This window comes from Flavobacterium sp. (genome assembly GCF_031423415.1).
In the GTDB taxonomy this organism is placed as follows: domain Bacteria; phylum Bacteroidota; class Bacteroidia; order Flavobacteriales; family Flavobacteriaceae; genus Flavobacterium.
On sequence record NZ_JANPFL010000188.1, the window covers coordinates 1 to 26,955 of the forward strand.

Sequence of the window (26,955 nt, forward strand, 5' to 3'; positions counted from 1 at the left end):
AAGATGCAGAACTGAAATTAACTTGTCAAAATGAATTTTGAGTTCGTCGTTTGGGATTTCATTTAGTAGTAGAAAAACAAAGTTATTTTGTTTGAAGTAATTCCAGAAGTTGGTTATTTGGTTCATCGTTTGTCTTTTATGATTTTGTCGTAAGCAATTAAATTAATCATTTCCCTCAATCTACTACGGACCCTATTTCCATAAATTTTCTCAATTTCACTTGCTGAAAGGTTTGTAGTTATATGCGTTTGGATTTTTTTAGCTATAAAAATATCATACCGACTTAATAGAATTTCTGCCATCACATTACATTCGTTTCCAAAGTATTTTAGGTTGTTTTCTGTTCCTAAATCGTCAAAACAGATTGTTTTTGGTTCTGATTCGTATAGTTTTCCTTTGCTGTATTTGTGTATGATTAGATAACCAACCTGAATAAATTCAAAGCTTATATCTCGGCAGGGTTTTACGAAAAATTTATGTTCGGTTGGTGTTAGAAATTTCATCAAATTCATCAACGATGTTTTACCACAGCCGACTGGGCCAGAAAGTAAAATTCCTTTGTTGAGGTTGATGTTGTATTGAAAACAAGTTGCTTCATCTTTTAGAAAATAGGCAATGAGTTTGTAAATTATTGGATAATCGCTTTCAAGGATTTTGAAATGATTTCCGTACAATTCAACGCCTTTTTTCTCTAACCAAACAATTACTTCTGTATAGCTATAATGGCTCTGAATAATCTTTGTCGGTTCCTGTGTTGAGGTGTTTTGCTCTGTCTGATAGTATTTCAGTGGGATTGAATTTATTTGCGTTTAACATCCAATTTTGAGCAGCTGCCTTCCAATCGACCATCGGAGATTTGCCACCGACTAACCACCCGATACTGGAAAAATAATTGAAAAACTTGTTGGCTTCGAGTTCGGGAAAGTGCTGCTCCAGAAAATAAGCTTTTACATTTTCGATAGTTGGCGTTAACTCTTTTTCTTTTTTTGCGGAACTTTTTTGCCGACTGTCTTGAGTTTGCTTCGCATTGGGGTCGGCGAATGCCGGAAAAGATGTTCTTGAATTTTCAATAAGTAAATCTTCCGGAATTTCTTTTTCTTCTTTTTTTGCGGAACTTTTTTCTTCTTTTATTTTTTCACAGATTGCGTCGTTCCTCGCAATAACATTATCGTCAATTTGAAATTTTTTTGCTTGCTCGTCCAAGTTTACAATCTTTAAATCGTTTGAAATGTTTGGTATGTTTGTATTGTTTATATAAGATACTAGAGCTTGTTCAGTACCAGTCCCACTACTTGTACCAGCACTAGTACAGGACTTGTTCACTACTTGTTCATTAACCAGTTCAAAAACAGGTTCATTATTTGGTATAGTTGTTTTTTCGCTTTTGGGAGTTGGTTTTAAATCATCTGAAAAATTGAATAAGTAAACGTGGCTTCCTTTGAATGGATTGTAAGATGGCTCATAGTTGAGATAGCCTAGAGAGTGCAAGTTCTTCAAACACTTATGATAGGTTGCTTTAGAACTGATTTTGCTTATCCGCATTACCTCATCACGATTAATACTGATTGGATTTTTGAATCGGTTGCAATTCCAGAATTGAAACAACGACATATACAAACTTACGTGTGTTGGATTGAGTGTCCTGTCGATTGCCACCTTCTCGAAAAACCCTGTTAGATGTTTTATGTAATTCATCCTACAAGCCATTTTGGATTGAATAAATTAGGGGTAGCTTCCACCTTGTTTGATTCTAAAAGCTTTTCTAAATCGGAGTTTGAATAATACAGTATTCCACCAATTTTGGTATAAGTTATTGTTCCGTTTACTCGTAAGTTTTGCAAAGTGCCTGGAGAAATGTTTAACAGTTTTCTGACTTCATTGGATTTGAGCCATTGTTTTGTGATTTGTGTTTTAGTTTGCAGGAGTTCTTTTAAATCTGCTAAAAGTAATGTTCGGAATTCGTTCAAATCTTCACGAGTAATAACTTCGATTGCCATAATAATTGGGTTTTAGAATTAATAATGTTGCAAAATTGTACGTTTTGGTTTAATAAAAATCACAACTCGAACCCCGTTGGGAACGATTTTAAACCAATTGAAAATATTTATATTAAAATGTTTCGTCGGTCTCGTCCATTCGTTTGGTTAATACTTCTTCTAAAGTGCTTAAAAATTTTGTTCTATCCGACTTACGCTCCCGTATTTCAAGGAAAGTTCTTCGATATTGTCCTAAATCGATATTGAATATTTCTTCGAAATAAATTGCAATTTCTTTTAGTTCAGCCGCACCATTATTGAAAACACCTTTTGTATGCAACGCATATAAAAGTTCTGTTAATGCAACTTTATTTCCTGTCCAAATCATTTTCCCTTTCGGTTCAAGTTGTGATTTTTCTTTGTATTCTTTCTTTCCAATATTTGATAGTTTAGTTTCCAAATAAACCTGTATTAAATCATAAGCAATAATTTTGGCGACTTTAAAATCGTGTGATGTTGAAAAATTATGATCAGCTTCAAAATAAAAACTATCCAATCTTAATTTTACATCGTGACTGCCGCGAACAAAAAATATTTGAAATCCAAAAAACTGCTGCCAGTTCGATGATAGTTGTAGAAATCTAAATTGTTGTCGAAGAAACGTTTTAGTTTTTTTAGTTCATTGTTGAGGTATTTTTTAGTGATCTTTTCGCCTCCGTTCGGCATTTTAGTTTCGATTTTAAAAATGGTATTATGATAAATGTTTAAGGAAGTGAATTTTGGTTTAATGTTTTTAAAAAAATCTATTTCAGAATCCAAACTCATTGTTTTGTCTTTCAAAAATTGCTTTTTAAGATTGATAATTACCTTTAATGTTATTTGAATTGACTTTACGGATTTTGTTATTAAATCATCCATTTCTAAGTTGATAAAACTTAATTGTTCTGTTAATTCAAATAATGTTTGTTTAAATTTGATGTTCATTTTTTGTCGTTTTTAGGTTTATAATTTTGATTTGACTCAAAAAATAAATCTAAAAACTCCAAATTCAATACTGATCTTAATTTATTTTTTGCTCTTTTTGTATTGGTTTCATTGAAAATTTGTTTCTTAAAAGCTGCATATCTTCGCTTACTTTTTTATCTAGAATTTTAGCGTAGTGCTGTGTTGTTTGAATGTTTTTATGCCCAAGCATTTTACTTACGGTTTCAATAGGAACGCCATTTGTAAGTGTTACAGAGGTTGCAAAAGTGTGTCGAGCCATATGGAAAGTAATTTCTTTTGAGATGTCACATAAGTCGCCAATTTCTTTGAGATAGGCATTCATTTTTTGATTGGTCAAAATAGGTAAAATGCTGTCCTCGTTTAAACACCTTGGATGATTGGCATATTTTTCAATGATTTCTTGGGCAATTGGCAGCACTGGTATTTTTGATTTAGTATCTGTTTTTTGTCTGTTTTTGAAAATCCATTTTTCGCCATCAATACCTATTGCAATGTGATCTTTCTTCAAACCTTTTACATCAACATATGCCAAGCCAGTATAACAGGAAAATATAAAAATGTCTTTAACTAATGTTAATCGCTCTGATGAAAACCGTTTATTGTAAATTCTGCTCAATTCTTCTTCAGTTAGAAAATCTCGTTCCACTTCTTTCATTTTCCCTTCATATCTACTACAAGGATTTTTATCTAACCAATCGTTATCCAAACAAATCTTGATTATTTTCCTGAAATTTCTAACATATTTCACGGCAGTATTGTTGTTACATTTTTTAATGCTTCGCAAATAGAATTCAAATTCGGTTACAAAGGCATAATCAATTTTAGTAATGCTGATGTCTGAAACATTGTATTTCCACAAAATGAACTCTTTCAAGTGTTTTAAAGATATTTTGAAGCGTTCTAATGTGCCGTAAGCATACCCATTGCCGATAAGGTCTTCGATTTTATCATTGTGATTTTGATAAATTGGAATTATCATTCGTTCTCGTTCATCAACGCCTAGTATTTTGCTTTTGAGGGTTTCGCTTGTTACTGGAATTTTTTTGTGTACTAATTCCATTTGCATATCTATAATTTGGATTCGCAACATATCAAGATGGTTATTTATTGAACGAGCTTCTTCTGAATTCCCCTTCATTTTGCCAGCTTCTGTAGACCATTTGGATATTTCTACAAATCGGTTGCTGCTTAATTCAATTCTCTTGCCATTGATGGTAATTCGCGTGTATATTGGAACTAATCCGCTAACATTGGCTTTTGCTCTCTTTGCGTAAAAGAGAATCGATACTTTTGTTTTCATCGTGGTAACCTTTTAGTTAGTATTAAATTTAATTCTAATAAGACTAACACACAAGATGTACAATTTTTAAACTAGTCGTTGAACTGGTTGTAATGCCCTGTGAATGCTAGGTTGAGATAAAAATCGGTTACCCTAATTTCGGATAATTTAGGGTAACCGATTTTATCCCTTTCAGTTCACGCATTAATGAATAATTTGAAGTTGTTGTAAACGAAAAAACCCTTTAAATCGTAAGATTTAAAGGGTTTTATAATCAATTGTAGTAATACTTGTGGGCGATGAGGGGTTCGAACCCCCGACCCCCTCGGTGTAAACGAGGTGCTCTGAACCAGCTGAGCTAATCGCCCTTTTTAAAGGTGTGCAAATATATACCTATAAATTGTATTTGCAAACTAAATTTAAAAAAAATTAAGATTAATTTAAGCAGCCCGAACAAACGTTAAATCCGCACAGAAATAGCTGCTGTCATATTAAAGATGAATAAGTATAGTATTATATTTGTAAAAATTTAAGCAAATTAAATGGCACACTTCAAAGAAAATGATTTACCAAAATCAAAAATTACTAAATCTTCATTAAACAAAGCTGTTTTAATTTTTAATTATGCTGGAAATCATCGCTGGAAATTTTATATTGGATTAATTTTCCTGTTGCTAACTGGTGCAACTGCCTTGGCTTTTCCAAAATTGATGGGAATGCTGATTGATAGTGTGAAAAATAAAAGTTATGAGCAGGCCAACAATATCGCCTTATTACTTATAGTTATTCTTTTTCTACAATCAATATGTTCCTTTTTTAGATTATCGCTATTCGTCAATTTTACGGAACATACTTTAGCCAATCTTCGGTTATCTTTATACAGTAATTTGGTAAAATTGCCCATGTCGTTCTTTTCTCAAAAACGTGTTGGCGAATTGAATAGTCGAATCAGTGCTGATATTACGCAAATACAAGACACTTTAACTTCAACAATAGCCGAATTTTTAAGACAATTTATTTTAATTATTGGAGGCGTTATCTTACTGGCAACTGAAAGTATCAAATTAACTTTGTTGATGCTTTCCGTAGTTCCGCTTGTAGCAGTTGCAGCAGTAATTTTTGGTCGTTTCATCCGAAAATATTCCAAAAAAGTACAAGATCAAGTTGCCGAAAGTCAAGTAATTGTAGAGGAAACAATGCAAGGAATCAGTATTGTCAAGGCTTTCGCCAATGAGTGGTATGAAATTGCCCGTTATGACGGAAAAATAAAAGAAGTTGTCAAACTCGCCATCAAAGGCGGAAAATATAGAGGTTATTTTGCTTCTTTCATTATATTTTGTCTTTTTGGAGCTATTGTTGCCGTGGTTTGGTTTGGTGTTCGATTGAGTATTAGTGGCGAAATGAGCGTTGGACAATTAATTTCTTTCGTCTTGTATTCCACATTTGTTGGAGCTTCTTTTGGAGGTATTGCCGAATTATATGCCCAAATTCAAAAGGCGATTGGTGCAACTGAACGTGTCTTTGAATTATTGGACGAAACTCCTGAGAAAATTAATTCTACACAAAATTCACATTCCGTTCAAAAAATACAGGGCAACGTGACTTTCAAAAATGTGGGTTTCACTTATCCTTCCCGAAAAGAAATGAAAGTGTTAAAAGGTGTGAACTTCACAGCTAACTTTGGTCAAAAAATTGCAATTGTAGGACCAAGTGGCGCAGGAAAATCAACGATTTCTTCTTTACTATTGCGATTTTACGACATTGATAGTGGCGAAATATTGATTGATGGTAAAAACATTTATGATTATGATCTAGAAAATCTTCGTGGCAATATGAGTATCGTTCCGCAAGACGTGATTTTATTTGGTGGAACCATCAAAGAAAACATTGCCTACGGAAATCCAGATGCATCGGATAATGAAATTAGATTAGCTGCAAAACAAGCCAACGCTTCGAATTTTATTGAAAGTTTTCCTGAAAAATTTGAAACATTAGTCGGCGAACGAGGCATTAAACTTTCAGGAGGACAAAGGCAAAGAATTGCCATTGCGAGGGCATTATTAAAAAATCCGAGTATTTTAATTTTGGACGAAGCAACTTCTTCTTTAGACAGTGAAAGCGAAAAACTGGTTCAGGAGGCCTTAGAAATCTTGATGGAAGGAAGAACGAGTATTATTATTGCGCATCGTCTTTCTACTATTCGCAGTGCTGACCAGATTTTGGTCCTAGACAAAGGCGTCATTGCAGAACAAGGAACGCATCAGGAATTAATTACCTTAGAAAACGGTATTTATAAAAACTTGAGCAATTTGCAATTTAGTAATTCTTAAAAAAGTTGATAAAAAAAGACCTAACAGGTTTTTAAAACCTTTTAGGTCTAAACTGACCACTAAAAAAACTGATTACTGAATACTATTTTTTACTTCCCTTTTCTTCTATTTCTCTCCGCTTTTATCATTGCTAATTCACGGCTGGTTTGTCCTGCTACGGAAGTATTTTCCTCAGCACGGCGAATCAAGTACGGCATTACGTCTTTTACAGGACCAAAAGGCAAATATTTCGCAACATTATAACCATCCGCAGCTAAATTAAAACTGATATTGTCGCTCATTCCGTACAATTGACCAAACCAAATCCTCTCATCGGTTGACGGTATTCCTTTTTCCTCCATCAAATTCATCAAGAAATAGGTACTGGCTTCGTTGTGTGTGCCTTCAAAAACAGACATATTGTCAATGTGATCTACCATATATTTTACTGCAGCATCGTAATTCTCATCTGTGGCTTCTTTTGAAGTACAAATTGGTGTTGGATACCCTTTTTCAATAGCACGCTCATTTTCTTTTTCCATATAGGCACCACGAACCAGTTTCATCCCTATAAAAAATCCGTCCTCTTTTGCTTTTTCGTGTAATTTTTTCAAATAATCCAATCGGTCCCAACGGTACATTTGCAAAGTACTAAAAACAATTGGTTTCGATTTATTGTATTTTACCATCATTGCTTCAACCAAATTATCGACTGCATCTTGCATCCAACTTTCTTCAGCATCAATCAATAAAGCTACATCACTATCGTAAGAGGCTTTGCACACTTTTTCGAAACGGGCCACTACTCTATTCCATTCTTCAGATTCGGCTGATGTTAATTTTTTTCCTAAACTAACTTCTTCATACAAATCGATACGACCAAAACCAGATGGCTTGAAAACCGCAAAGGGAATTGATTTTTTTTCTTTGGCAAAATCAATCAATTTCAAGGTTTTTTCCAAAACAGCGTCAAACTGTTCCTCATCTTCCTTGCCTTCTACCGAATAATCTAAAACCGAAAAAACTCCTTTGGTAAACAAATTGTCCACTACTTTTAAGCTATCATCCTCATTCACTCCCGCACAAAAATGGTCAAAAACAGTGGCACGAATCAATCCTTCTACGGGTAAACTTGCTTTTAAGGCAAAATTTGTAACCGCAGTTCCAATTCGAACAAGTGGCTCATTTGCAATCAATTTGAACAAAAAGTAAGCTCTGTCAAGTTCGGTATCGCTTTTTAATGAAAAGGCAATTTGTGTGTTATCGAATAAATTTTTCATTATTTGTTAAATTTTTACACAAATATAATGAGAGTTTTGAGAATTGTTCAGTAAAATTTACCTTATTTTGCACATTAAATCATTCAAAAATTATGCAATCCATTCAAGCCAATAATTATCCAATATATTTTAATGAAACAGGATACGAAGCGCTAAATTCATTCCTCAAAGAAAGTAACTATTCTAACTTGTTTATTATTGTAGATAGTAATACCAATGAGCTTTGTTTGTCTAAATTTTTACCTTATTTAGCCACTAATCTTACCATTGAAATTGTTGAATTTGAAGCGGGTGAACACAACAAAAACATTGAAACTTGCGTACAATTGTGGAATGTTTTAACCGAACTTGGTGGAGACAGAAAAAGTCTCGTTCTCAATCTTGGTGGCGGAGTTGTCACTGATTTGGGCGGTTTTGTAGCTTCGACCTTCAAGCGTGGAGTCGATTTTATTCACATTCCAACATCTTTATTATCAATGGTTGACGCTTCTGTTGGAGGAAAAACTGGTGTTGATTTGGGCAATCTTAAAAACCAAATTGGCGTAATTAATGTTCCCAAAATGGTACTAATTGATACGAACTATTTGGAAACACTTTCTAAAGATGAAATGCGTTCAGGACTAGCCGAAATGCTCAAACACGGATTGATTTATGACAAAGGCTATTGGGAACAATTTCTGGATTTAAAAGCTATTGATTTTGCTGATTTTGATGAATTAATTTATCGTTCTGTCGAAATAAAGAATGAAATTGTACTTCAAGATCCCACCGAAAAAAATATCCGTAAAGCATTGAATTTTGGTCATACTTTGGGGCACGCTATCGAAAGTTATTTTCTAGAAAATGATCACAAAAAAAGCTTGCTACACGGCGAAGCCATTGCCATAGGAATGATTTTAGAAAGTTTTATTTCATTAGAAAAAAACTTGATAAATCAACAACAATACGAGCAAATCAAAACAACGATTACATCGATTTATGATAGCGTGGTTTTTGAAGAAACTGATATTCATCCGATAATAAAATTACTCATTCACGATAAAAAAAATGAGTATGGAAACATTCAGTTTGCATTAATCGAAGGCATAGGAAAAATAAAAATAAATCAATCGGTAGAAAACGAGTTGATTTTAAAGGCCTTCGAAGATTATCAATCTTAATTATTTTTATAAAAAAGGATTGTATTTGGTATATAATATTTTTTACATTTGCACCAATGAAAAAAAATCAAAACACTAGGAACAATAGTTCTACTAAAAGCCAAAACAGTAATTCTTTTTTGAGGATATTGAAGCGGTTTTTTACTATTAAAGTTACTTTTAGTTTTGATATTTTTTCCTATTTGAAAGCCGAAAATGAAAAACTCCAAATCATTTTTGAAAATATCAGGGTTTGAATTTTAGTTTAATTTATATAGCCATTAAATAATCTAAAATTCAAAAAAATCAAATGAATACAAAATATTTCGATTTAATAAACCAAACTTATTATTTCCCTCAGGAAGAATTTACATTAAACAAAGACAATCTAGAGTTTCACAACATTGATTTGATGAAATTGGTAGAAAAGTATGGTACACCTTTAAAATTTACTTATTTGCCTCAAATTTCAAAAAGTATTCAACGAGCCAAAGATTGGTTTAGAAATGCAATGGAAAAAAACAAATATGAGGGCAAATATTATTATTGTTATTGTACAAAAAGTTCGCATTTTGAATACATAATGAACGAAGCTTTTAAGAACAATATTCACATCGAAACTTCATCGGCATTTGACATCCATATTGTTGAAAATTTGATGAAAAATGGCAAAATCAACAAAAATACATTTGTAATTTGTAATGGTTTCAAACGGGATGAATATATTACAAACATTGCAAGATTAATCAACAATGGACACAAAAAAACAATTCCGATTATTGACAATTATGAAGAATTAGATTTGCTTCAAGCAGAAATTAAAGGCAAATTTCAAATCGGTATCCGAATTGCAGCAGAAGAAGAACCAAAATTTGAATTTTACACATCAAGACTCGGAATAGGTTACAAAAACATTTTGCCTTTTTATAGAAAACAAATCCAAGAAAATAAAAATTTAGAGCTTAAGATGCTTCACTTTTTCATCAATACTGGCATCATGGACACTGCCTATTATTGGAATGAATTGGTAAAATGTATCAAAGTGTATGTAGCCTTGAAAAAAGAATGTCCAACACTTGATGGTCTTAATGTTGGTGGAGGATTTCCGATAAAAAATTCCTTGGCTTTTGAATATGATTATCAATATATGATTGACGAAATCATCAATCAAATCAAAATTGCTTGTGAAGAAGCCGATGTTGAGGTGCCAAATATTTTTACCGAATTTGGATCCTACACTGTAGGGGAAAGCGGTGGTGCTATTTATCAAGTTTTGTATCAAAAGCAACAAAATGACAGAGAAAAATGGAATATGATTGACTCTTCATTTATAACCACTTTACCAGACACATGGGCGATTAACAAACGGTTTGTCATGTTGGCAGTCAACCGATGGAACGAAACTTATGAAAGAGTGCTTCTGGGCGGACTTACGTGTGACAGCGATGATTATTACAACTCCGAGCAAAATATGAATGCCATTTATTTGCCAAAATATTCTAAAGAAAAACCTTTGTATATTGGTTTTTTCAACACTGGTGCCTATCAAGAAACCATAGGTGGCTATGGCGGTTTGCATCACTGTTTGATTCCGCAACCTAAACATATATTGATTGATCGTGATGAAAACGGAATATTGGCAACCGAAATTTTTTCCGAACAACAGACCGCTGACCAAGTTTTAGAAATACTAGGTTATCACAAAAAATAATTTAAAAGTTTTAATTGTAGTTTTCAAAAAAAAATATTTTCTTTGAGCACGCAAAAATAGCTCTAAATAATAAAAAACAAAATGAGTAAAGGACCAATTAGTCAATTTATCGAAAAGCATTATTTACATTTTAATTCCGCATCTTTAGTTGATGCTGCAAAAGGCTATGAACAACAATTAGCCAATGGAGCTAAGATGATGGTGAGTATGGCTGGAGCGATGAGTACCGCCGAAATAGGAAAAATTTTTGCTGAAATAATTCGTAAGGATAAAGTGCAAATTATTTCGTGCACTGGAGCTAATCTTGAGGAGGATATTATGAATTTGGTAGCTCATTCACATTATGAGAGAGTTCCAAATTATCGTGATTTGACCCCAGAAGACGAATGGGCTTTGCTTGAAAGAGGATTAAATCGTGTTACTGATACTTGTATTCCAGAACATGAGGCTTTCCGTCGCTTGCAAAAACATATTTACAAAATTTGGAAAGACGCTGACGATAATGGCGAAAGATATTTCCCTCACGAATTTATGTACAAGATGTTACTTTCGGGAGTTCTTGAAGAATATTACGAAATAGACTTAAAAGACAGTTGGATGTATGCCGCCGCTGAGAAAAATTTACCTATTATTGTACCGGGATGGGAAGATAGCACGATGGGAAATATTTTTGCCTCGTATGTTATAAAAGGAGATTTGAAAGCTTCGACTATGAAATCAGGTATCGAATATATGGTTTATTTATCCGATTGGTATCCAAAAAATAGTTCAAAAGGTATTGGATTTTTTCAAATTGGTGGCGGAATTGCTGGAGATTTTCCAATTTGCGTTGTGCCAATGTTGTATCAAGATATGGAAATGCACGATATTCCTTTTTGGAGTTATTTCTGCCAGATATCAGATTCAACAACAAGTTATGGTTCCTATTCTGGAGCGGTGCCAAACGAAAAAATTACTTGGGGAAAATTAGATATTAAAACACCTAAATTTATAATTGAGTCGGATGCTACCATAGTAGCTCCTTTAATTTTCGCTTATTTATTAGACTTATAGAATAATTTATGAAAAGACTAATTGTGGATTACGCAAAACTTACCCACGAAATTTTAAATCTACTAGTAGATAAATTTCCGGATGGCTATGATGATTCCAATATTATCCGTTTTAGAAATGCTCAAAACGAATTAATCGAAGCTGTTGAAGTTCGTACTGAGGATACTATTTATCTAGTAAAAATTAGTACTAAACTTGCAGACAGAATTGAAAATTATGATGAAGATGATGAAATCGCTGCAGAAATTGAACCCATTGACGAAGGTCTTGACCTAGACGATGAAGACGATGACATTGATGACGGAGCTAGTTTAGACAAACCGGACTTCAAGGATGATGATGATTCTGGAGATGACAGTGATGATGACGATGTTGATGAAATCGATATTCCTGTAGAGGATGACGATGAGGATGAAGAATAATTAATTTCAAAAAAATACTACAAGGAACTCTTAATCGAGCTCCTTTTTTTGTTTAAAATATTTTAATTACAAATACCGCTCTCCAAAAATTTTTTGATGGTGCTTTAAATGTCCAATAATTAGGAAACCTATCGCTCTAACAGAAATTGGATGATTAGATGCTATTCCCATTCGAGTCAATTGTGCTGACGAAAAACTTTTGAAAAGCAATAAACTGGAATGTCTTACTGCAGAAAATTCCGTAAGTAATTCTTGAATACTTCTGCCATTAGCATTGGTGTTTTCGACATAATCATTTTCTTCAAATCCAGGCAATGGTGTTTTATCATTTCTGGAAATTCGCAAGGCTCGATAACCAAAAATTCTTTCGGCATCTATAATATGCTGAATTATATCTTTTATTGTCCACTTTCCTTCCGCATACCGATAATCAAATTTGTCCATTGGAATATTCTGAACAAATTTGATAAAATCGTGTAAACTGATTTCTAATTCTTCTATTAAATTGACACCATCAAGTGCTTTAATATAAGTCGCATTGAATTGAGAATATTCATTTACGGGCAATTGATTGGAATTCATATAGTACTTTTTAAATCTTACTTCAAAACAATCTAAAATCTAAAATCTGCAATCTGCAATCTAAAATTAAGCCGAGTTTCTACTGGCGTTCGTGTTTCCGAAAAGAGATCTGGTTACAATTTTTTCATATGTTTTTATCAACTCTAAATCTGGTTTTTGTTCCTTATTCAATTCGTTTATTCTCAACAAAGCATACTGCTGTATCGTTAACAATGGCAACACAATACGCTCTCTGATCTTTATTGAAGCTTGACCGTCGGGATAATTTTCCATCAACTCTTTATGCCCAGCAATTTTTAATAATAATCTTTTGGTCTCTAAAAATTCATTATAAATAATTTGCCAAAATTCTCCAAATTCAGGATCTTTTCTCATATAAGAGGTCAATGGGAAAAATGATTTTGCTAAGGACATCATACTGTTTTCCAATAAGGTTTTGAAGAACAAGGAATCATCGTAAAGATTTTGAACTTTATCCCAATTATTAGTATCTTCAAAATGTTTTAAAGCCGTACCTACTCCGAAAAATCCGGGTACATTTTGTTTCAATTGACTCCAAGAACCTACAAACGGAATCGCTCTTAAATCAGCAAAATCTAAATGTTCTGATTTGCTTCTTTTTGCTGGTCGACTTCCAATATTAGTTTTAGCATAATATTTCAAAGTACTCATTTGTTCCAAATAGGGAATAAATTTTGGGTGATTCTTGAAGCTCAAATATTTATCATAGCCTAATTCAGCTAACTGATTTAATATTTCTTTTTCACTACCTGATAAAATATTTTTTTGCTTATTAAATACTTGATTTGTCGCTCCAGCGCTTAATAAATTTTCTAAATTATACCGACAAGAATCTAAAGTACCAAAATTAGAACTAATAGTTTGTCCTTGCACTGTAATCTGAATCTCATTATTTTCAATGTTTGGTCCTAAAGAAGCATAAAATTTATGGGTTTTTCCACCTCCACGAGCTGGCGGTCCACCACGTCCATCAAAGAATAATGCCTTAATTCCATATTTTCTTGACATCGCTGTCAATTCTTCTTTGGCTTTATAAATACTCCAGTTGGCCATCAAATAACCACCGTCTTTAGTTCCATCAGAAAAACCAAGCATAATGGTTTGTTTGTTATTTCTAAAAGCTAAATGTGCCATATAAATAGGATTAGTATATAACTTTTCCATAATTATATAAGCATTTTGCAAATCGTCAACTGATTCGAACAACGGAATTATATCAACAGTTGGATTCTCCCAATTATTTAATTTGAAAAGAGCAAAGGTCTCCATAACATTCAATGCACTTTCGTTATTGCTTATGATATAACGATTAGCACCAAATTCGCCGTTATTTTCTTGTATTTGTCTTATTGCTTGCATCGACTCAATAGTCGATCTTGTGATTTCATTTTCAAACACTGTTGAATCCAAATTTCCTTTAACAGTTGACAGTACTTCTATTTTTTCATTTTCAGTTAATTCGAAATAATTCTTAGGAAAAATAGCGGAATTTGAGTTTAAATAGTACTCCACAACATCCTTAAATACAGCATTATGTATTCTACTGTTTTGACGAATGTCTAAGGATGCAAAATGAAAACCAAATATGTTCACTTTGATAAGAAGCCCTTCCAATTCATCTAAATATAAAGATTGATTTCGCTCAATAAGTATGGTTCTAATCTTAATTAGCTGAGATTTAAATTCCTCTAAAGTAATGTAGATTTCTCCTTTAGAATAAAAAACCGAGCGATACAATTTATTTTCGAGCTCCGCTACGAGAACATCCACTTGAGCAAAAGTTAGTTTTCGTTTTAAATTTCTCATTTCGCGATAGTAACATTTTAAAATGGATGTTCTTAGTCTATCTGCTACTTTGAGTGTTATTTCTGTAGTAACAAATGGATTTCCATCGCGATCACCTCCTGGCCAAAATCCAAGTTTAATTATTTGATTTTGTATTGTATGTCCGTGTAAAATATTCTTTTGAAGGTAGTGTACTATTTCTCCTGAAGTTTCGTAAAATACATTTTCAAGATACCAAATCAAACTTACCGCTTCATCAAACGGGTTTGGTTTTTCAGCTTGAATAAATGGTGTTTTTCCTAATTGAGCCAACAATTGTTTGATTTCAAGTAAGTTATTTTTACGAATGGCATCGGTCAAATCGTTGATAATTCCTAAAACTGCTCCAGGATAAAACTGAGTGGGATGGGCTGTTAAAACCGTTCTTACATTAAAAGATTCTAAAAACGAAATCAATTCACCTTCTAAGTCTTTAGCTGAAGCTTTTTCTTTAATATCTCGCAAAGAACCTCTTCCTTCCATATTATTAACAACTGAAAATGCAGCATCTTCTATCGCATCAAAAAGTACGATTTGGCGTTCTATGTATTGAATAAAACGAAACATTAGATCAATTTTTTCGGCTTCTGAAGTACCGTTAAGATATTTTTGAGCAAACAAATCTAAAATTTCTTTGGGTGTCTCTTGTTTTTTAAACCCGCTATCACAACCATCTGTAAATAAAGGAAGTAATGCTCCGGTATTGTCTATTGAATCAAACGGCAGTGTTATAAAAACACTATTATAGATGTGATATTTAGAAAGGACTTCTTCGTTAAATCGATCAATTTTGGAATGCGTGTACATAATTGGTTGATTAGTTATCGTTGTTAATATTAGTTATTAAAAAAAATAAACCCCAAGAGTTCACTTGAGGTTATGGTGTTTAATAACTTTCAAATGAATTATATATCTTTAAATATAGTATGCATTAAACGCTTTTTATCGTTGATGCTTTCTTCTAGTGAAATCATAGTTTCTGTTCTATAAACACCATCAATATCGTCAATCATAAAGATTACATCTTTAGCATGTTTTGTGTCTTTAGCTCTTATTTTACAAAAAATATTGAATTTTCCTGTTGTAACAGATGCCACGGTCACGAAAGGGATTTCGTTGATACGTTGCAAAACAAATTTGGTTTGCGAGGTGTTATTAAGAAAAACGCCTACATAAGCAATGAAAGAATAACCCAATTTATCATAGTCTAATACTAATGAAGAACCCATTATTATCTCTGCATCTTCCATTTTCTTAACTCGAACGTGAACAGTTCCCGCCGAAATCAACAATTTCTTTGCAATATCTGTAAAAGGAATTCTGGTGTTGTCAATCAACATGTCCAAAATTTGATGGTCTACTTCATCTAAACGAAACTTACTCATAATTCAATAATTTAATATTTATAACACAATTACAAACTTTAAACACTTATCGACCCATTAACAAACTTTGTATTATTATCTAAATAAAAGCTTGCCTTCTGATTTAATTTTGGGAAATTATTGATATCATCTTGATAAATTGCTCCTTTAGCATCAAATTCAAAATGTCCAAAATAATTATCCAATTCGCCTATGTGAACAATATAAGCATTAAAACAAATTTGGTCATTAATTAATTCTTCTTTGTATTGTGCAGCAAAACTCGTGATTATTTCGATACCATCATAATTTATTTTGATATTTTTATATAAAAAATCATAAAAAACTACTTTATTTTGAGGAATACTCAAATATTTGTCAAATTTACTACAAACTAAATCGTTTTCGCTTAGTATTTTAAAACTCGAAATCAAAGCCATAAAAACATATTTTCTAGTTTCTTCTCTATAATAATCATTCTGAAAATGGCCTGCCTCGAATAATATGGTTGGAACTCCCAAAAACTGAAAAGTATCACCAATGCAATTGATATTGAATCCATCATCAAATCGCCCAACTTGTCCCGGAATATAATTCTGCAAAACATCATTTATGCCTGAAATCACATTAATTGCCTTTAATCTTGTTTCGTTAACTTCTCTCTCTTCATTATAAGCTGGAGCCAAAAAAGACATTGTTGCAGGTTTACCAGTGCTTTCAACACCAAAAATTGTACGCTGATCGTGAAGGTTAAAGCAGAAATCAGGTTCAAAGTTTTCGAAAGCCTCTCTTAAAACTCTGCTTTCTGGTTGTGACAACTCTTTTGAATCACGATTTAGGTCGACTTGATTTGCATTTTCACGGGTATATAATTTGGCACCATCAGGATTCAACATTGGAATCGTGCAAAAAGTAAATGTCTCAAGCAGCGTCTTGGCTAACTCAGAACCTCCATTCAAGACGTTTAAAAAATCAATTAATGCTTTTGTGGTTGTACTTTCGTTTCCGTGCATCTGAGACCAAAGCAGTATTTTAATTTTTCCAGTCCCAATTTGAAACTTATAAATTGGCATTTCGAGAACCGATTTCCCAATAATTTCTAATTGGTTACTTGTGTTTAACTTTTTTAAAATTGGATAAATTTTATCAAACGTAATATAACGACCTTCCATAGATGGCTCTTTATATTGACGGTATAATTTTTCTAAATTCATATTCTTTTTTTTGTTTTACAAAAGTAAACATCTTTAAATTAACAATTGTAATTCATAAAAATACAAATAAGTTCATTATTGTAAACAAATAATCTACTGATTGCTCTCTTGCATTCAATGTGGAAATTGACAAATGTATTCAAAAATACTATTATAATATAAAATATATTTAATCAGTATTTTAAACTATATTAACTCAACTAAATAATTATATAAAAACATTATTTATTAACAATTTACATCTGTAATATCAGTTCATTGATTGTTTTTAGTTACATTTGTAACATCAATGATTTTAAATCACCTTTACAATGGTAAACACTGACGATTTCATAAAAAGATTAGAATATATTCTAGATTATTACAGTCTAAACGCCTCGTCGTTTGCCGATAAAATAGGTGTTCAACGTTCCAGTATGTCTCACCTTCTTTCTGGGAGAAACAAACCAAGTTTGGATTTTATTCTTAAAATTATGGATGTTTTTCCCGAGGTGGATTTGTATTGGATTTTAAATGGAAAGGGAACTTTTCCGAAATCGGGATTAGAAAATGAAGCAAATAGAGTTTCACCTACTCCAACTTTTATGCAGCCAACTGTGGAAGCTAAAATTGAAAATCAAACGGATTTGTTTACCGAGAAAATTTCAAATGCAAAAAATGAGAAGGAAGAAAATCCTCGAAGTCTTTTTTCAAATGCAAAAACAGCGACAACAAATAAAGTGGATGGTGAAATTGAGCGAATAGTAGTTTTCTACACCAACGGAACTTTTAAAACGTATTCGTCAGAATAAATTATTTTTCGGCAGAATAACCAAATTCTGGAATTTTACCAACAACTCCTTTAAAATGATTTAGTAAAATTTGTAAATCATTTTCATAATTAGAAGTAGGGAAAAATGGTTCACCAAGATTTACTGTTTTTTGTCCAAAATCAAAAGCCACTGGAATTATAGGAACATTTGCTTTTAAGGCAATATAATAAAAACCTGTTTTGAGTTCGTTGATTTTTTTTCTAGTTCCTTCTGGGGAAATGGCTAATCTGAATTCATTGTGATTTTCAAAAATTTTAGCAATGGCTTCTACTTTATTTAAATTTCCTACCCTATCAATTGGTGCTCCACCCATCCAACGGAAGTAATATCCGAATGGAAATCGAAATAATTCTTTTTTTCCAATAAAATTCATTTCCATATCCATAATTCCTCTAGTAAATATTCCTAGATAAAAATCGTGCCAACTGGTGTGCGGAAGAACCATTAAAACACATTTCTTGATATTTTCATCAAGTGTTCCTTCGATTTTCCAACCCATTAATTTGAAGAAAATAAATTTGTAGAACCTTCTTTTCATTTACAACCTGTTTTTGGTAAAATTAGCATTATTCCCGTATTTTTGATAAAAAATATTCAAATGCTCAAAAAACTGTTTAGTTATTTAATTCCAATTACCATTTTTAAAGAAGATTCGGCTATTAGCAAAAGCTTAGAAGTTACGTGGAATAACGGAAAATTAGTTTTGGACAGTGAGAATACTAATTATTCGTATGGGAATTTGCAACGTATTTTGCGAACAGGATTGAAAAATATTGGTTTCGAAAAAATTAAGTCAATGGATTCCATTCTTGTTTTGGGAGTTGCTGGTGGCAGTGTAATTCGGACTTTGGTTGACGAAATTAATTTTAAAGGAAAAATCACAGGAGTTGATATTGACAAATCTGTAATTGAAATTGCCAACACCTATTTTCATCTCAACGCTATTTCAAATCTGGAAATTATTATCGATGATGCCTCCAAATATGTTTTGAAAACTAATACTAAATATGACTTAATCGTAATCGATGTTTTTCAAGATGCAAAAATGCCCGATTTTTTGTTTGAATATTTTTTCATCAGCCGAATTTGCTTTTTATTAAAACCCAAAGGTATCATACTCTTTAATACGATGCTTTTGAAAGCTAAGCAAAAACAAATTAATGCAAACTATATTACAAATTTTGATGCTAAAAAATATATTGTGTCAAAAATCAACAAAGCTGATAAAACGAATGAATTGATACTAATCGAAAGTAAATTTTAATAGTTTTTTGTACTTAAATGTGGCATTTAATTCGTAAATTACAAGGAGTATTATAACCCTGTAGTTATGCAATCCATCCTAAAGAAATTGTTTCTGGGAAATGTATCTAAAATTCCAAAACCTGAATACAATCCTATTCAGAAACGCATTATGAATATTAAAGCAATTTGGAACAACAACCATCAAGATGATGCTGGTATAGAAAAAATAGTTCGGTTGTTTCTCTCTTCTTCACAATTGTTTTTTCCGGGTGTTTACATCAAATATTTAGCGAGTCTTAAAGGATATGAATATCGAGATTTAGCCTTAGATTTCTATGTTTTACTCAAAGTTAGCCTTCCGTTGCTGATATTAATTTGTCATTGGCAAAGCTATCATTTTGTGATTTGGATAATGATATATGTATTGCTAGAGACCGTTTTGTATATTCCAACATTGATTTTTGCTTCTGATATGTTTTCGAAACCACGCTCTTATAAAAGGTCGATGCTTTTACTTTTTTTGAATTATGTAGAAATAATTTTGGCATTTGCAGTTTTATATTCCTGTGGTAATTATTTGAACAAACCCTTTGATTATTGGTTTGACGCCGTTTATTTCAGTACCATCACATCGTCAACTATTGGATATGGCGATTTTTACCCTATAACAACCATTGGAAAAATATTAGCAAGTATTCAAGCGTTATTATTTTTGTTTTTTGTGGTTTTGTTCTTGAATTTTTTTTCTGCCAAAATAAAATCTAAAGGTTATTTTGACCTTGAAAACGAAAATTAATTCTTCAATAATGAAATATCATTCCATAAAAAAAGGGAACCTAATCCCTTTTATTTTTAATTTTTGTTCTTAATATCATCCGTTATTTGCACTTCGGTGACTTTTCCATATTTCTCGGCTATCTTTTTAATCTCGGCCGATTTGCCAACTAATACAAATTGCAATTTGTCTTTAGGGAAATATTTAGCAATAATTTGATTGGCTTTAGCCAAATCTAATCCATCTACATCACTTTCGAAATTATTGATAAACGATTTATCAAAATTGTACCAAAACATTTGCGACAACAAGCTTGCCAATTGCTCATTGGTTTCATAACCTGGAGGAAACTGTCCTTTCACGTAATTCTTGGCAGAATTCAATGATTTTTCATCAATTCCATTCGTGTGTAATTTGTTCAATACTTCCAATGTTTTATCAATAGCAGCTTCGGTAGTTTCAACTGCTGTAAAAGTGCTGATGTAAAACGAACCTCCATTTTTTAAGGTTTTGAATCTGCTACCAGCGCCATAAGTTAAACCTGTATTTACTCGAAGTTCATCGTTCAACATAGAAGTAAATCGACCGCCAAAAAGAGTGTTAACCACTTCAATTGCAACAAAATCAGCATTGTTTCTGCTAATTCCAGTTGATCCTATGAAAAAAGTAGTTTCCTTAGCATCGTCTTTATTCACTAACAAAACCTTGTTTGCAGTAGGGCTAATTATTAGTTTTGATGCCAAGTTTTCTTTTTGTCCAACCGACTTTTCCCAAGCTGAAAACAATTTGGTTAAAGCAGCTTTCATATCTTTGGCAATAAAATCACCAACGATACAAATCGCAGCATCATTAGGCTTATAATTTGCATCATAGAACCCTTTTACGTCCTTAACTGTCAATTTGCTTACAGTTGCATTATTTCCGTTAATTACATTGCCATACACGTGGCTTCCAAACAAAAGGGTTTCAAAATACGGTCCAACAACGGATCTTGGACTTTCTTTTTGCTGTTCCAGAGATACTAATAAACGGCTTTTCTCTTTCTCAAATTCAGCAGCGTCAAAAACTGGATTGAGCATTATTTCTTTAATAATTGTCAAAACTTTGTCTTTATCTTTAGATGCAAAATTGGAAGTAATCCCTGCAAATTCTTTGGTAGCATAGGTATCAACATTGGCACCAATGAAATCCAATTCTTCGTCCAGTTTAGATTTAGTGAAGCTTTTTGTCCCATGTTTTAAAGCAGTTGCTGTCAGCGATGCCAAACCTGCTTTGTCATAATCATAAATAGCTCCAGCAGAAAGTATCGCCGAAACACTGATAGTAGGCACATCGTGTTGTTCCATTAAGGAAATGGTGAGTCCATTTGGTAATTTGAAAGTGGTATAAGTAGGTACTTTAAAGCTCTGAGCTGATAGGTTTATACCAATTACTAACAGGCAGAATATCGTTATTTTTTGTTTCATCCTTTCCATAATTTTATTCTTCAACATTCGTTTTTAATATTCCTACTGTTCTATTACTTTTTATCAAATATTTATTGGCAACTCGCTGAACATCGGCTACAGTAATTTTATTGTAATTAGCTGGTGCGTCAAACATTTTTCGGTAATCGCCAAAAAAAACTTCATACGTTCCGATATTATTCGACTTTCCGTTAATGGTTTCAACTTGACCATAAAACTCCATTAATTTTTGATTTTTAATTTTTTGAAGTTCCTTCTCGCTAATTCCTTCTTTTTTAATTTTTTCAATTTCTGTATAAATACCATCTTCTACATCAGATTCTTTTACCTCTTTATTAGCAACTGCATATACATTGAAAAGATTAGGATCAAAAGTATCTCCAAAATCAGTAAACACCTGTGTAGCCAATTGTTTTTGGTCAACGAGTGCCGAATATAATCGAGAAGAATTGCCACTTGAAAGAATAGAACTCAAAATATTCAAGGCATAATAATCTTCATTTTTAGATTCGGGAGTCTTATAACCAATCACAAAATAAGGTGTTGCCACTTCTTTTTGTACAATAATTCTACGCTCTCCTGCTTGAGGTGGTTCTACAATATGAACTTTTGGTGGTTCAGGTTGTGCTGGAATGGGTTCCAAATATTTTTTGGCTAATTCCTTCACTTTATCTAATTTTATTGCGCCTGAAACTACAACTACGCAATTGTTTGGCGCATAATAGGTTTTGAAATAGCGCTCTAAATCTTGTTGCGTCCAGTTTTTCATATCATCTTCATACCCAATTACTGGCCAATGATACGGATGTTCCTGAAAAGCTGTTGCTTGCATTGATTGTGACAAAAGTCGCCAAGGAGAGTTTTCGAGACCTGTTCTACGTTCGCTCAGCACCACTCCTCTTTCACTTTCAACAATTTTTGGATCAATGCTCAAACTTGAAATCCGGTCTCCTTCAAGATCAAAAATAATTTCTGTCGAAGCAGCTGGAAACCAATCAGTGTATACCGTAACATTTTCAGTTGTGTAAGCATTATTAGAACCACCGTTGAATTCCATGGTGCGGTCAAATTCTTTTGGGCCATATTTCTTAGCTCCGTTGAACATCATGTGTTCAAAAAAGTGAGAAAGTCCAGTGATTCCTTGGTATTCATTACGGCTGCCTACTTTATAAAAAAAGTACATATTGGCATTGGGAATCGAGAAATCTTCAACGACCAGAAATTTCATTCCGTTGTTGAGTGTAAACGTTTTTACGTCATCGGCTTTCATTTGTGCCTGACCAGAGAAGGTCAGCAAAAGCATCAGTAAGAGCATTATTTTTTTCATAAATTATTGAATTAATTTTGGTTAAAAATACTAAAACTTTATATACTATGGAATTTTTATTTTTACAACATTCTCCTCGCCTTTTCCAAGTCTTCAGGCGTGTCAATGCCGATGCTTTTGTCGGCAGTTTCGACCATTTTGATACGTTTTCCAAATTCGAGATAGCGCAGTTGTTCCAATTTTTCGGAAGCTTCCAAGGACTTCATTGGCAAACTGTAGAAATCCAAAAGCGCTTGTTTCCTGAAAGCATAAATCCCGATGTGTTGCATATAGCGAACGCCCGCGTTTTTCTCTCTTGGATACGGAATCACGGAACGCGAAAAGTACAATGCAAAACCGTTTTGATCCACCACCACTTTCACATTATTAGGATTATTAATATCCTCTTCCTCAGTGATTTCAAACATTAGGGAAGCCAAATCCACTTTTTTGTCGGTGTCGTTTTTATACACTTCAATTAGTTTTTCTAAAGCTTCTGTATTGATGAAAGGTTCGTCTCCTTGTACATTTACGACAATATCCACGTCCATGTTTTCGACAGCTTCGGCAATTCGGTCGCTTCCCGATTCGTGTTCCTTGATGCTCATTATGGCTTTGCCTCCGTTGGAAACAATTTCGTTAAAAATTAAATCGGAATCCGTAACCACGAATACATCATCAAAAAGATTGGACTTTTTGGCCGCTTCATAGGTTCTTAAAATCACGGTTTTGCCTCCTAAATCCTGCATTAGTTTTGCAGGAAATCGTGTGGAAGCGTAACGTGCGGGAATGACTGCTATTATTTTCATTGTTTTTATTTTTATTTTACCGCGAAGGCACAAAGTCGCAAAGTTTTATTTTATTGAACTTGTTTATTTGTAAAGTTTTTAAACCCCCTAATTCGATGGGTTTAAGAAACTGAATTATAGGCGATAATTGTTTTCTAAATGTTTAAGTAAATTTACTTTTCTTCTATTTTAATTCCTTTAGGAAGTTCGAATGTTTTATCTTCAATTTTTAAAGGTATTATTTTTGTTGCTATTGTTTCATTTGTAAAACCAAAACTTTCAGTAATTATTTTTAATGGCAATAGGTTTGCTTTTAACAAATTTCCATACCAATCAATAAATTTATGATTTTCAAATAATTTTGAATCTACTTTAATCTCTGAATCAAAATAATATTTTTGAACTTTCGTGTTATATTTAATAACCAATTCATCGCAATTATAATCTAAAACTTTTGTAGTGTTTTTATTCAATTTAACACTTATTATTTCATCATCTTGTTTTTTATCATCAGAACAAAAAATTGTTTCAGAACTTGTAGCTTTTATATAAAGTTTACTACTAATATTTATATATAACTGCCATTCAAATAAAGTTCCATTACTAATGGATTTGTAATTATTGTCTTTAATTATATATTCTTGTTTTGAGCCTATCAATGAAGATAAACTTGCACTAGTAATGTTAGGAATATTGCTAGTACAAGTATTGGAATATATTATTTTACCCTCAAAATTTTGTCCAAAACTTATTGATATTGTAAATATATTAATTGCAATAAATATTATTTTTTTCATTTTTTATTTTTTATTTTTTCACCCCCAAATATAATCTTTATTCCCACAAAACCCCTTACATAATCTTCACCGAAGTCATACTCAAAGATCCCACCACTAATTTGTCTTTAAACAAACTCGTTTATAAAAACAAAACCCCACTATTTTTTAAAGTGAGGTTCAATTTTAAATATCTAAATCGGTGTAATGTCCTTTCAAACTATGTATCAATAAAACACCTTCATCAGGAATTTCATAAACAATGCGATGTTCTTCGTTAATTTTTCTAGACCAAGTTCCTTGCAAATTATATTTTAATGCTTCAGGTTTTCCAATACCTTCGAATGGATTTTTCATTATATCTTCAATCAGAAGCTGAATCTTTTTTTGAATGGCTTTATTGCCTGATTTTTTCCAAAAACCCAAATGCTCTGATGCTTTTTTGGTTAGTTTTACTTCCATAAATCCTTCGTAGAAATAGTAGTACATTCACCGCGTTTATATTCGGCTCTACCTTCTTCAATTGAATTTACAAAATCAGGATTATAAGGACTATCTCCCTCATTAATAGTCACATTTTTAACTCCTTTTAGATGTTCTAAAAGTGTTTTTACAAACGAAATGTTTTTTTCATCGACTTCAATAGTTATTGTGCTCATTATGACTTTTATTTCTACAAATATAACAAAAAAACATTTTCCCAAAAAACCAATTACATAATCTTCACGGAAAGCATCCTCAATGAACTCTATTTATTTTAAATTTTGAAATCTGTGTGAATCTGTGAAATCTGTCTATAAATCATTCCACAAAACTCTCGTCCTTAAATCCTATCAAATATAATTTATTTTTCGCTCTTGTCATTGCAGTGTACAACCAACGGATGTAATCCCTGTTGATTCCGTCAGGCAAATATGGTTGTTCTATAAAAACCGTATTCCATTGTCCTCCCTGCGATTTATGGCAGGTAATCGCATACGAAAACTTGACTTGCAGGCCGTTGAAATATTCGTTGGCTTTCACTTTTTGGAACTGCTTAAACTTGGTTTCTCCTTCATAATCTTTCAAAACTTCCTGATACAATCGGTTCGATTCTTCGTAAGTCAAGGACGGCGATTCGCTTTTTATGGTATCTAATAAAAGTACCGTTTCAAATGGTTTTTGATTGGGATAATCGACCATTCGTATTTTTACTTTGGCAAATTTGAAACTGTATAATTCTTGGATTTTAAAAATTTCCAAAACCTCGATGATGTCGCCATTGGCAATAAAACCCGCTTCGTCGGAATCTTTGAGCCAGAAATAATTATTTTTCACCACCATCAAGAAATCTCCTGTTGACAGTTCGTTTTCCTTGTCTAAAATCTTCGATCGGATTTGCTCATTATATTGATTGGCCCGTTTATTCGACCGAACGATAAAAGCCGTGTCTTCAATGCTATAATTGCTGTAAGCTGAATTGATGGCGTCCTGAATGTCATACCCATCGGTCAGGCGGACAATATCCTTGAATTTTTGGAGATCAAATTTGAATTCGTCAATAAAAGAATCCTTCAACAATTCCCGAAGTTCGGTGGCGTTAAACAAAATTCCCGAGTTTTCTTCTTGACGCATTACTTCGTCCAACTCGATGTGTTCAACTTCCTTATTGTAATTGATACCCAAAGTTTGTATGTCCAAAGCGGGGCTAATATCCAAATTCACCGGAGGTAATTGAGCCGTGTCTCCCAAAAGAATCATTTTGCAATTGGTTCCCGAATAGACAAAGGAAATTAAATCATCGAGCAAAGAACCATTTTCATACAACTTGGAATCCGAATTGGTATCCGAAATCATAGAGGCTTCATCGACGATAAAAATCGTATTCTTATGTTTGTTTTGTTGCACAGTAAACGAAACGACACCTCCCGAAGATTTCTTTGGAAAGTAGATTTTCTTGTGAATCGTAAAAGCGGGTTTGTTCGAATAATTGGCAATTACTTTGGCCGCGCGACCTGTTGGCGCAAGCAAAACATATTTCTTATTGATGTCGAGTAAATTATTGACGATAGTCGAAATCACAGTCGTTTTTCCTGTTCCAGCATATCCTTTCAAGACAAAAATTGTATTGTTGTCATTTTCAGTCAAAAAAATTGCAATTTTTTGAAAAAATATATCCTGTTTATAGGTTGGTTTAAAAGGGAATTTTTTCTGTAAAAGGCTATAAAACAAAGAAGAATTCATTTGGTGTGATTTGACTGCAAAGTAAGGAAAGTTTTTCAATTGATAATTGATAATTAACAATGGATAATAAGAATCAAGGATTTAATTTATAACTTTTTGAGGTTCTACACCGGTATTATTGGATTTAAAACCTATAAAATCAAATCCGATAAAAATCAATATTTTATTTCAACCTATTATTCAAATTAACAATTATTAATCATTATTGTCCGATAAAAAAGAAGCCAAATTAATGGCTTCTTTTAAAGAATCGTATTTTTGTATTGCAAAACATAAATTACGATGGACAAAAATAGCTATTTTTCGACAAAATCTGTTTTCGGACAGTTGATTTCTTTTATTCCAAATTCGATAATTTCACAAGCTGTTAAGAACCATAATTCAG

Annotated in this window: 27 protein-coding genes and 1 tRNA gene; 8 read left to right on the forward strand and 20 right to left on the reverse strand. The window is 32.5% G+C overall.

From position 1 onward, the window contains the following. Positions 1–122: 122 nt before the first annotated feature. From RMO83_RS15970 to RMO83_RS16000, 7 genes are all read right to left on the reverse strand, one after another. A complete protein-coding gene (locus tag RMO83_RS15970; protein ID WP_310560723.1) occupies positions 123–734 on the reverse strand; it encodes an ATPase in 612 nt (203 codons plus the stop codon). Next, positions 718–1,695, reverse strand: coding sequence for a transcriptional regulator (locus RMO83_RS15975; protein ID WP_310560699.1), 978 nt, complete (start codon positions 1,693–1,695; stop codon positions 718–720). The genes RMO83_RS15970 and RMO83_RS15975 overlap by 17 nt, the downstream gene beginning before the upstream one ends. Further along, positions 1,692–1,997, reverse strand: coding sequence for a helix-turn-helix domain-containing protein (locus RMO83_RS15980; RefSeq protein WP_310560700.1), 306 nt, complete (start codon positions 1,995–1,997; stop codon positions 1,692–1,694). Before RMO83_RS15980 ends, RMO83_RS15975 begins: the two co-directional genes overlap by 4 nt. 112 nt (positions 1,998–2,109) lie before the next feature. Then, the gene (locus tag RMO83_RS15985; RefSeq protein WP_310560701.1) at positions 2,110–2,532 is read right to left on the reverse strand and encodes an RteC domain-containing protein; all 423 of its coding nucleotides are present in this window, start codon (positions 2,530–2,532) and stop codon (positions 2,110–2,112) included. Positions 2,533–2,540: 8 nt separating this feature from the next. Next, positions 2,541–2,960 (reverse strand): RteC domain-containing protein, encoded by a 420-nt coding sequence (locus RMO83_RS15990; protein ID WP_310560702.1) that lies wholly within the window; start codon positions 2,958–2,960, stop codon positions 2,541–2,543. Between the two features lie 76 nt (positions 2,961–3,036). Continuing rightward, the gene (locus RMO83_RS15995; protein WP_310560703.1) at positions 3,037–4,281 is read right to left on the reverse strand and encodes a site-specific integrase; all 1,245 of its coding nucleotides are present in this window, start codon (positions 4,279–4,281) and stop codon (positions 3,037–3,039) included. A gap of 272 nt (positions 4,282–4,553) precedes the next feature. After that, a tRNA-Val gene (locus RMO83_RS16000) sits at positions 4,554–4,628 on the reverse strand. Between the two features lie 174 nt (positions 4,629–4,802). Between RMO83_RS16000 and RMO83_RS16005 the strand changes: the two genes are divergently transcribed. After that, positions 4,803–6,590, forward strand: coding sequence for an ABC transporter transmembrane domain-containing protein (locus RMO83_RS16005; RefSeq protein WP_310560704.1), 1,788 nt, complete (start codon positions 4,803–4,805; stop codon positions 6,588–6,590). Positions 6,591–6,679: 89 nt separating this feature from the next. On the opposite strand, the gene RMO83_RS16010 is transcribed toward RMO83_RS16005, so the two are convergent. Continuing rightward, positions 6,680–7,849, reverse strand: coding sequence for a proline dehydrogenase family protein (locus RMO83_RS16010; protein ID WP_310560705.1), 1,170 nt, complete (start codon positions 7,847–7,849; stop codon positions 6,680–6,682). Positions 7,850–7,941: 92 nt separating this feature from the next. Here RMO83_RS16010 and aroB point away from each other — a divergent pair, with 92 nt between their 5' ends. From aroB to RMO83_RS16030, 4 genes are all read left to right on the forward strand, one after another. Continuing rightward, entirely contained in the window at positions 7,942–9,009 is a 1,068-nt protein-coding gene (gene aroB / locus RMO83_RS16015; RefSeq protein ID WP_310560706.1) for a 3-dehydroquinate synthase, read from the forward strand. Between the two features lie 289 nt (positions 9,010–9,298). Next, positions 9,299–10,699, forward strand: a complete 1,401-nt coding sequence (locus tag RMO83_RS16020; protein ID WP_310560707.1) for an arginine decarboxylase — start codon at positions 9,299–9,301, stop codon at positions 10,697–10,699. An 81-nt stretch (positions 10,700–10,780) separates the two neighbouring features. Further along, complete coding sequence (locus RMO83_RS16025; RefSeq protein WP_310560708.1) at positions 10,781–11,752, forward strand: deoxyhypusine synthase family protein; 972 nt, start codon at positions 10,781–10,783, stop codon at positions 11,750–11,752. Positions 11,753–11,760: 8 nt separating this feature from the next. Further along, positions 11,761–12,174, forward strand: coding sequence for a DNA primase (locus tag RMO83_RS16030; RefSeq protein WP_310560709.1), 414 nt, complete (start codon positions 11,761–11,763; stop codon positions 12,172–12,174). Positions 12,175–12,240: 66 nt separating this feature from the next. Here RMO83_RS16030 and RMO83_RS16035 read toward each other — a convergent pair whose 3' ends face one another. From RMO83_RS16035 to RMO83_RS16050, 4 genes are all read right to left on the reverse strand, one after another. Continuing rightward, positions 12,241–12,756 carry a DinB family protein gene (locus tag RMO83_RS16035; protein WP_310560710.1) on the reverse strand — a complete coding sequence of 172 codons (516 nt, stop codon included), beginning with the start codon at positions 12,754–12,756 and terminating at the stop codon, positions 12,241–12,243. A 66-nt stretch (positions 12,757–12,822) separates the two neighbouring features. Further along, positions 12,823–15,408 carry a phosphoenolpyruvate carboxylase gene (locus tag RMO83_RS16040; protein WP_310560711.1) on the reverse strand — a complete coding sequence of 862 codons (2,586 nt, stop codon included), beginning with the start codon at positions 15,406–15,408 and terminating at the stop codon, positions 12,823–12,825. A gap of 98 nt (positions 15,409–15,506) precedes the next feature. Continuing rightward, positions 15,507–15,986: an Lrp/AsnC family transcriptional regulator gene (locus RMO83_RS16045; RefSeq protein ID WP_103807030.1), complete on the reverse strand. Its 480-nt coding sequence runs from the start codon at positions 15,984–15,986 to the stop codon at positions 15,507–15,509. Between the two features lie 38 nt (positions 15,987–16,024). Next, positions 16,025–17,179, reverse strand: a complete 1,155-nt coding sequence (locus tag RMO83_RS16050; protein WP_310560712.1) for a M14 family metallopeptidase — start codon at positions 17,177–17,179, stop codon at positions 16,025–16,027. A 311-nt stretch (positions 17,180–17,490) separates the two neighbouring features. Between RMO83_RS16050 and RMO83_RS16055 the strand changes: the two genes are divergently transcribed. After that, complete coding sequence (locus RMO83_RS16055; RefSeq protein WP_310560713.1) at positions 17,491–17,970, forward strand: helix-turn-helix transcriptional regulator; 480 nt, start codon at positions 17,491–17,493, stop codon at positions 17,968–17,970. A gap of 1 nt (position 17,971) precedes the next feature. Here the strand turns inward: RMO83_RS16055 and RMO83_RS16060 are convergent, their stop codons facing one another. Next, entirely contained in the window at positions 17,972–18,529 is a 558-nt protein-coding gene (locus RMO83_RS16060; protein WP_310560714.1) for a 1-acyl-sn-glycerol-3-phosphate acyltransferase, read from the reverse strand. A gap of 60 nt (positions 18,530–18,589) precedes the next feature. Between RMO83_RS16060 and RMO83_RS16065 the strand changes: the two genes are divergently transcribed. After that, complete coding sequence (locus tag RMO83_RS16065; RefSeq protein WP_310560715.1) at positions 18,590–19,255, forward strand: methyltransferase domain-containing protein; 666 nt, start codon at positions 18,590–18,592, stop codon at positions 19,253–19,255. A 66-nt stretch (positions 19,256–19,321) separates the two neighbouring features. Beyond that, a complete protein-coding gene (locus RMO83_RS16070; protein ID WP_310560716.1) occupies positions 19,322–20,032 on the forward strand; it encodes a potassium channel family protein in 711 nt (236 codons plus the stop codon). Positions 20,033–20,088: 56 nt separating this feature from the next. Here RMO83_RS16070 and RMO83_RS16075 read toward each other — a convergent pair whose 3' ends face one another. The 7 genes from RMO83_RS16075 to RMO83_RS16105 form a co-directional block, all read right to left on the reverse strand. Beyond that, entirely contained in the window at positions 20,089–21,477 is a 1,389-nt protein-coding gene (locus RMO83_RS16075; protein WP_310560717.1) for a pitrilysin family protein, read from the reverse strand. A gap of 13 nt (positions 21,478–21,490) precedes the next feature. After that, entirely contained in the window at positions 21,491–22,804 is a 1,314-nt protein-coding gene (locus tag RMO83_RS16080; RefSeq protein ID WP_310560718.1) for a pitrilysin family protein, read from the reverse strand. 62 nt (positions 22,805–22,866) lie between these two features. Beyond that, entirely contained in the window at positions 22,867–23,592 is a 726-nt protein-coding gene (gene kdsB, locus RMO83_RS16085) for a 3-deoxy-manno-octulosonate cytidylyltransferase (RefSeq protein ID WP_310560719.1), read from the reverse strand. Positions 23,593–23,744: 152 nt separating this feature from the next. Further along, on the reverse strand, positions 23,745–24,368 hold the full coding sequence (locus RMO83_RS16090; protein WP_310560720.1) for a hypothetical protein: 624 nt from the start codon (positions 24,366–24,368) through the stop codon (positions 23,745–23,747). Positions 24,369–24,533: 165 nt separating this feature from the next. Beyond that, positions 24,534–24,836 (reverse strand): Txe/YoeB family addiction module toxin, encoded by a 303-nt coding sequence (locus RMO83_RS16095; protein ID WP_310560721.1) that lies wholly within the window; start codon positions 24,834–24,836, stop codon positions 24,534–24,536. Further along, a complete protein-coding gene (locus RMO83_RS16100) occupies positions 24,800–25,006 on the reverse strand; it encodes a DUF2683 family protein (RefSeq protein ID WP_133274845.1) in 207 nt (68 codons plus the stop codon). The genes RMO83_RS16095 and RMO83_RS16100 overlap by 37 nt, the downstream gene beginning before the upstream one ends. 142 nt (positions 25,007–25,148) lie before the next feature. Then, positions 25,149–26,570 carry an AAA family ATPase gene (locus tag RMO83_RS16105; protein ID WP_310560722.1) on the reverse strand — a complete coding sequence of 474 codons (1,422 nt, stop codon included), beginning with the start codon at positions 26,568–26,570 and terminating at the stop codon, positions 25,149–25,151. Between the last annotated feature and the right edge of the window lie 385 nt (positions 26,571–26,955).

What these genes read in the sequence shown, in the direction of transcription:
- RMO83_RS15975 (WP_310560699.1), bottom strand. Translation starts at nt 1,695, where the DNA reads ATGAATTACATAAAACATCTAACAGGGTTTTTCGAGAAGGTGGCAATC.
- RMO83_RS15980 (WP_310560700.1), bottom strand. Translation starts at nt 1,997, where the DNA reads ATGGCAATCGAAGTTATTACTCGTGAAGATTTGAACGAATTCCGAACA.
- RMO83_RS15990 (WP_310560702.1), bottom strand. Translation starts at nt 2,960, where the DNA reads ATGAACATCAAATTTAAACAAACATTATTTGAATTAACAGAACAATTA.
- RMO83_RS15995 (WP_310560703.1), bottom strand. Translation starts at nt 4,281, where the DNA reads ATGAAAACAAAAGTATCGATTCTCTTTTACGCAAAGAGAGCAAAAGCC.
- RMO83_RS16005 (WP_310560704.1), top strand. Translation starts at nt 4,803, where the DNA reads ATGGCACACTTCAAAGAAAATGATTTACCAAAATCAAAAATTACTAAA.
- RMO83_RS16010 (WP_310560705.1), bottom strand. Translation starts at nt 7,849, where the DNA reads ATGAAAAATTTATTCGATAACACACAAATTGCCTTTTCATTAAAAAGC.
- aroB (WP_310560706.1), top strand. Translation starts at nt 7,942, where the DNA reads ATGCAATCCATTCAAGCCAATAATTATCCAATATATTTTAATGAAACA.
- RMO83_RS16020 (WP_310560707.1), top strand. Translation starts at nt 9,299, where the DNA reads ATGAATACAAAATATTTCGATTTAATAAACCAAACTTATTATTTCCCT.
- RMO83_RS16025 (WP_310560708.1), top strand. Translation starts at nt 10,781, where the DNA reads ATGAGTAAAGGACCAATTAGTCAATTTATCGAAAAGCATTATTTACAT.
- RMO83_RS16030 (WP_310560709.1), top strand. Translation starts at nt 11,761, where the DNA reads ATGAAAAGACTAATTGTGGATTACGCAAAACTTACCCACGAAATTTTA.
- RMO83_RS16035 (WP_310560710.1), bottom strand. Translation starts at nt 12,756, where the DNA reads ATGAATTCCAATCAATTGCCCGTAAATGAATATTCTCAATTCAATGCG.
- RMO83_RS16040 (WP_310560711.1), bottom strand. Translation starts at nt 15,408, where the DNA reads ATGTACACGCATTCCAAAATTGATCGATTTAACGAAGAAGTCCTTTCT.
- RMO83_RS16045 (WP_103807030.1), bottom strand. Translation starts at nt 15,986, where the DNA reads ATGAGTAAGTTTCGTTTAGATGAAGTAGACCATCAAATTTTGGACATG.
- RMO83_RS16050 (WP_310560712.1), bottom strand. Translation starts at nt 17,179, where the DNA reads ATGAATTTAGAAAAATTATACCGTCAATATAAAGAGCCATCTATGGAA.
- RMO83_RS16055 (WP_310560713.1), top strand. Translation starts at nt 17,491, where the DNA reads ATGGTAAACACTGACGATTTCATAAAAAGATTAGAATATATTCTAGAT.
- RMO83_RS16060 (WP_310560714.1), bottom strand. Translation starts at nt 18,529, where the DNA reads ATGAAAAGAAGGTTCTACAAATTTATTTTCTTCAAATTAATGGGTTGG.
- RMO83_RS16065 (WP_310560715.1), top strand. Translation starts at nt 18,590, where the DNA reads ATGCTCAAAAAACTGTTTAGTTATTTAATTCCAATTACCATTTTTAAA.
- RMO83_RS16070 (WP_310560716.1), top strand. Translation starts at nt 19,322, where the DNA reads ATGCAATCCATCCTAAAGAAATTGTTTCTGGGAAATGTATCTAAAATT.
- RMO83_RS16075 (WP_310560717.1), bottom strand. Translation starts at nt 21,477, where the DNA reads ATGAAACAAAAAATAACGATATTCTGCCTGTTAGTAATTGGTATAAAC.
- RMO83_RS16080 (WP_310560718.1), bottom strand. Translation starts at nt 22,804, where the DNA reads ATGAAAAAAATAATGCTCTTACTGATGCTTTTGCTGACCTTCTCTGGT.
- kdsB (WP_310560719.1), bottom strand. Translation starts at nt 23,592, where the DNA reads ATGAAAATAATAGCAGTCATTCCCGCACGTTACGCTTCCACACGATTT.
- RMO83_RS16090 (WP_310560720.1), bottom strand. Translation starts at nt 24,368, where the DNA reads ATGAAAAAAATAATATTTATTGCAATTAATATATTTACAATATCAATA.
- RMO83_RS16095 (WP_310560721.1), bottom strand. Translation starts at nt 24,836, where the DNA reads ATGTACTACTATTTCTACGAAGGATTTATGGAAGTAAAACTAACCAAA.
- RMO83_RS16100 (WP_133274845.1), bottom strand. Translation starts at nt 25,006, where the DNA reads ATGAGCACAATAACTATTGAAGTCGATGAAAAAAACATTTCGTTTGTA.
- RMO83_RS16105 (WP_310560722.1), bottom strand. Translation starts at nt 26,570, where the DNA reads ATGAATTCTTCTTTGTTTTATAGCCTTTTACAGAAAAAATTCCCTTTT.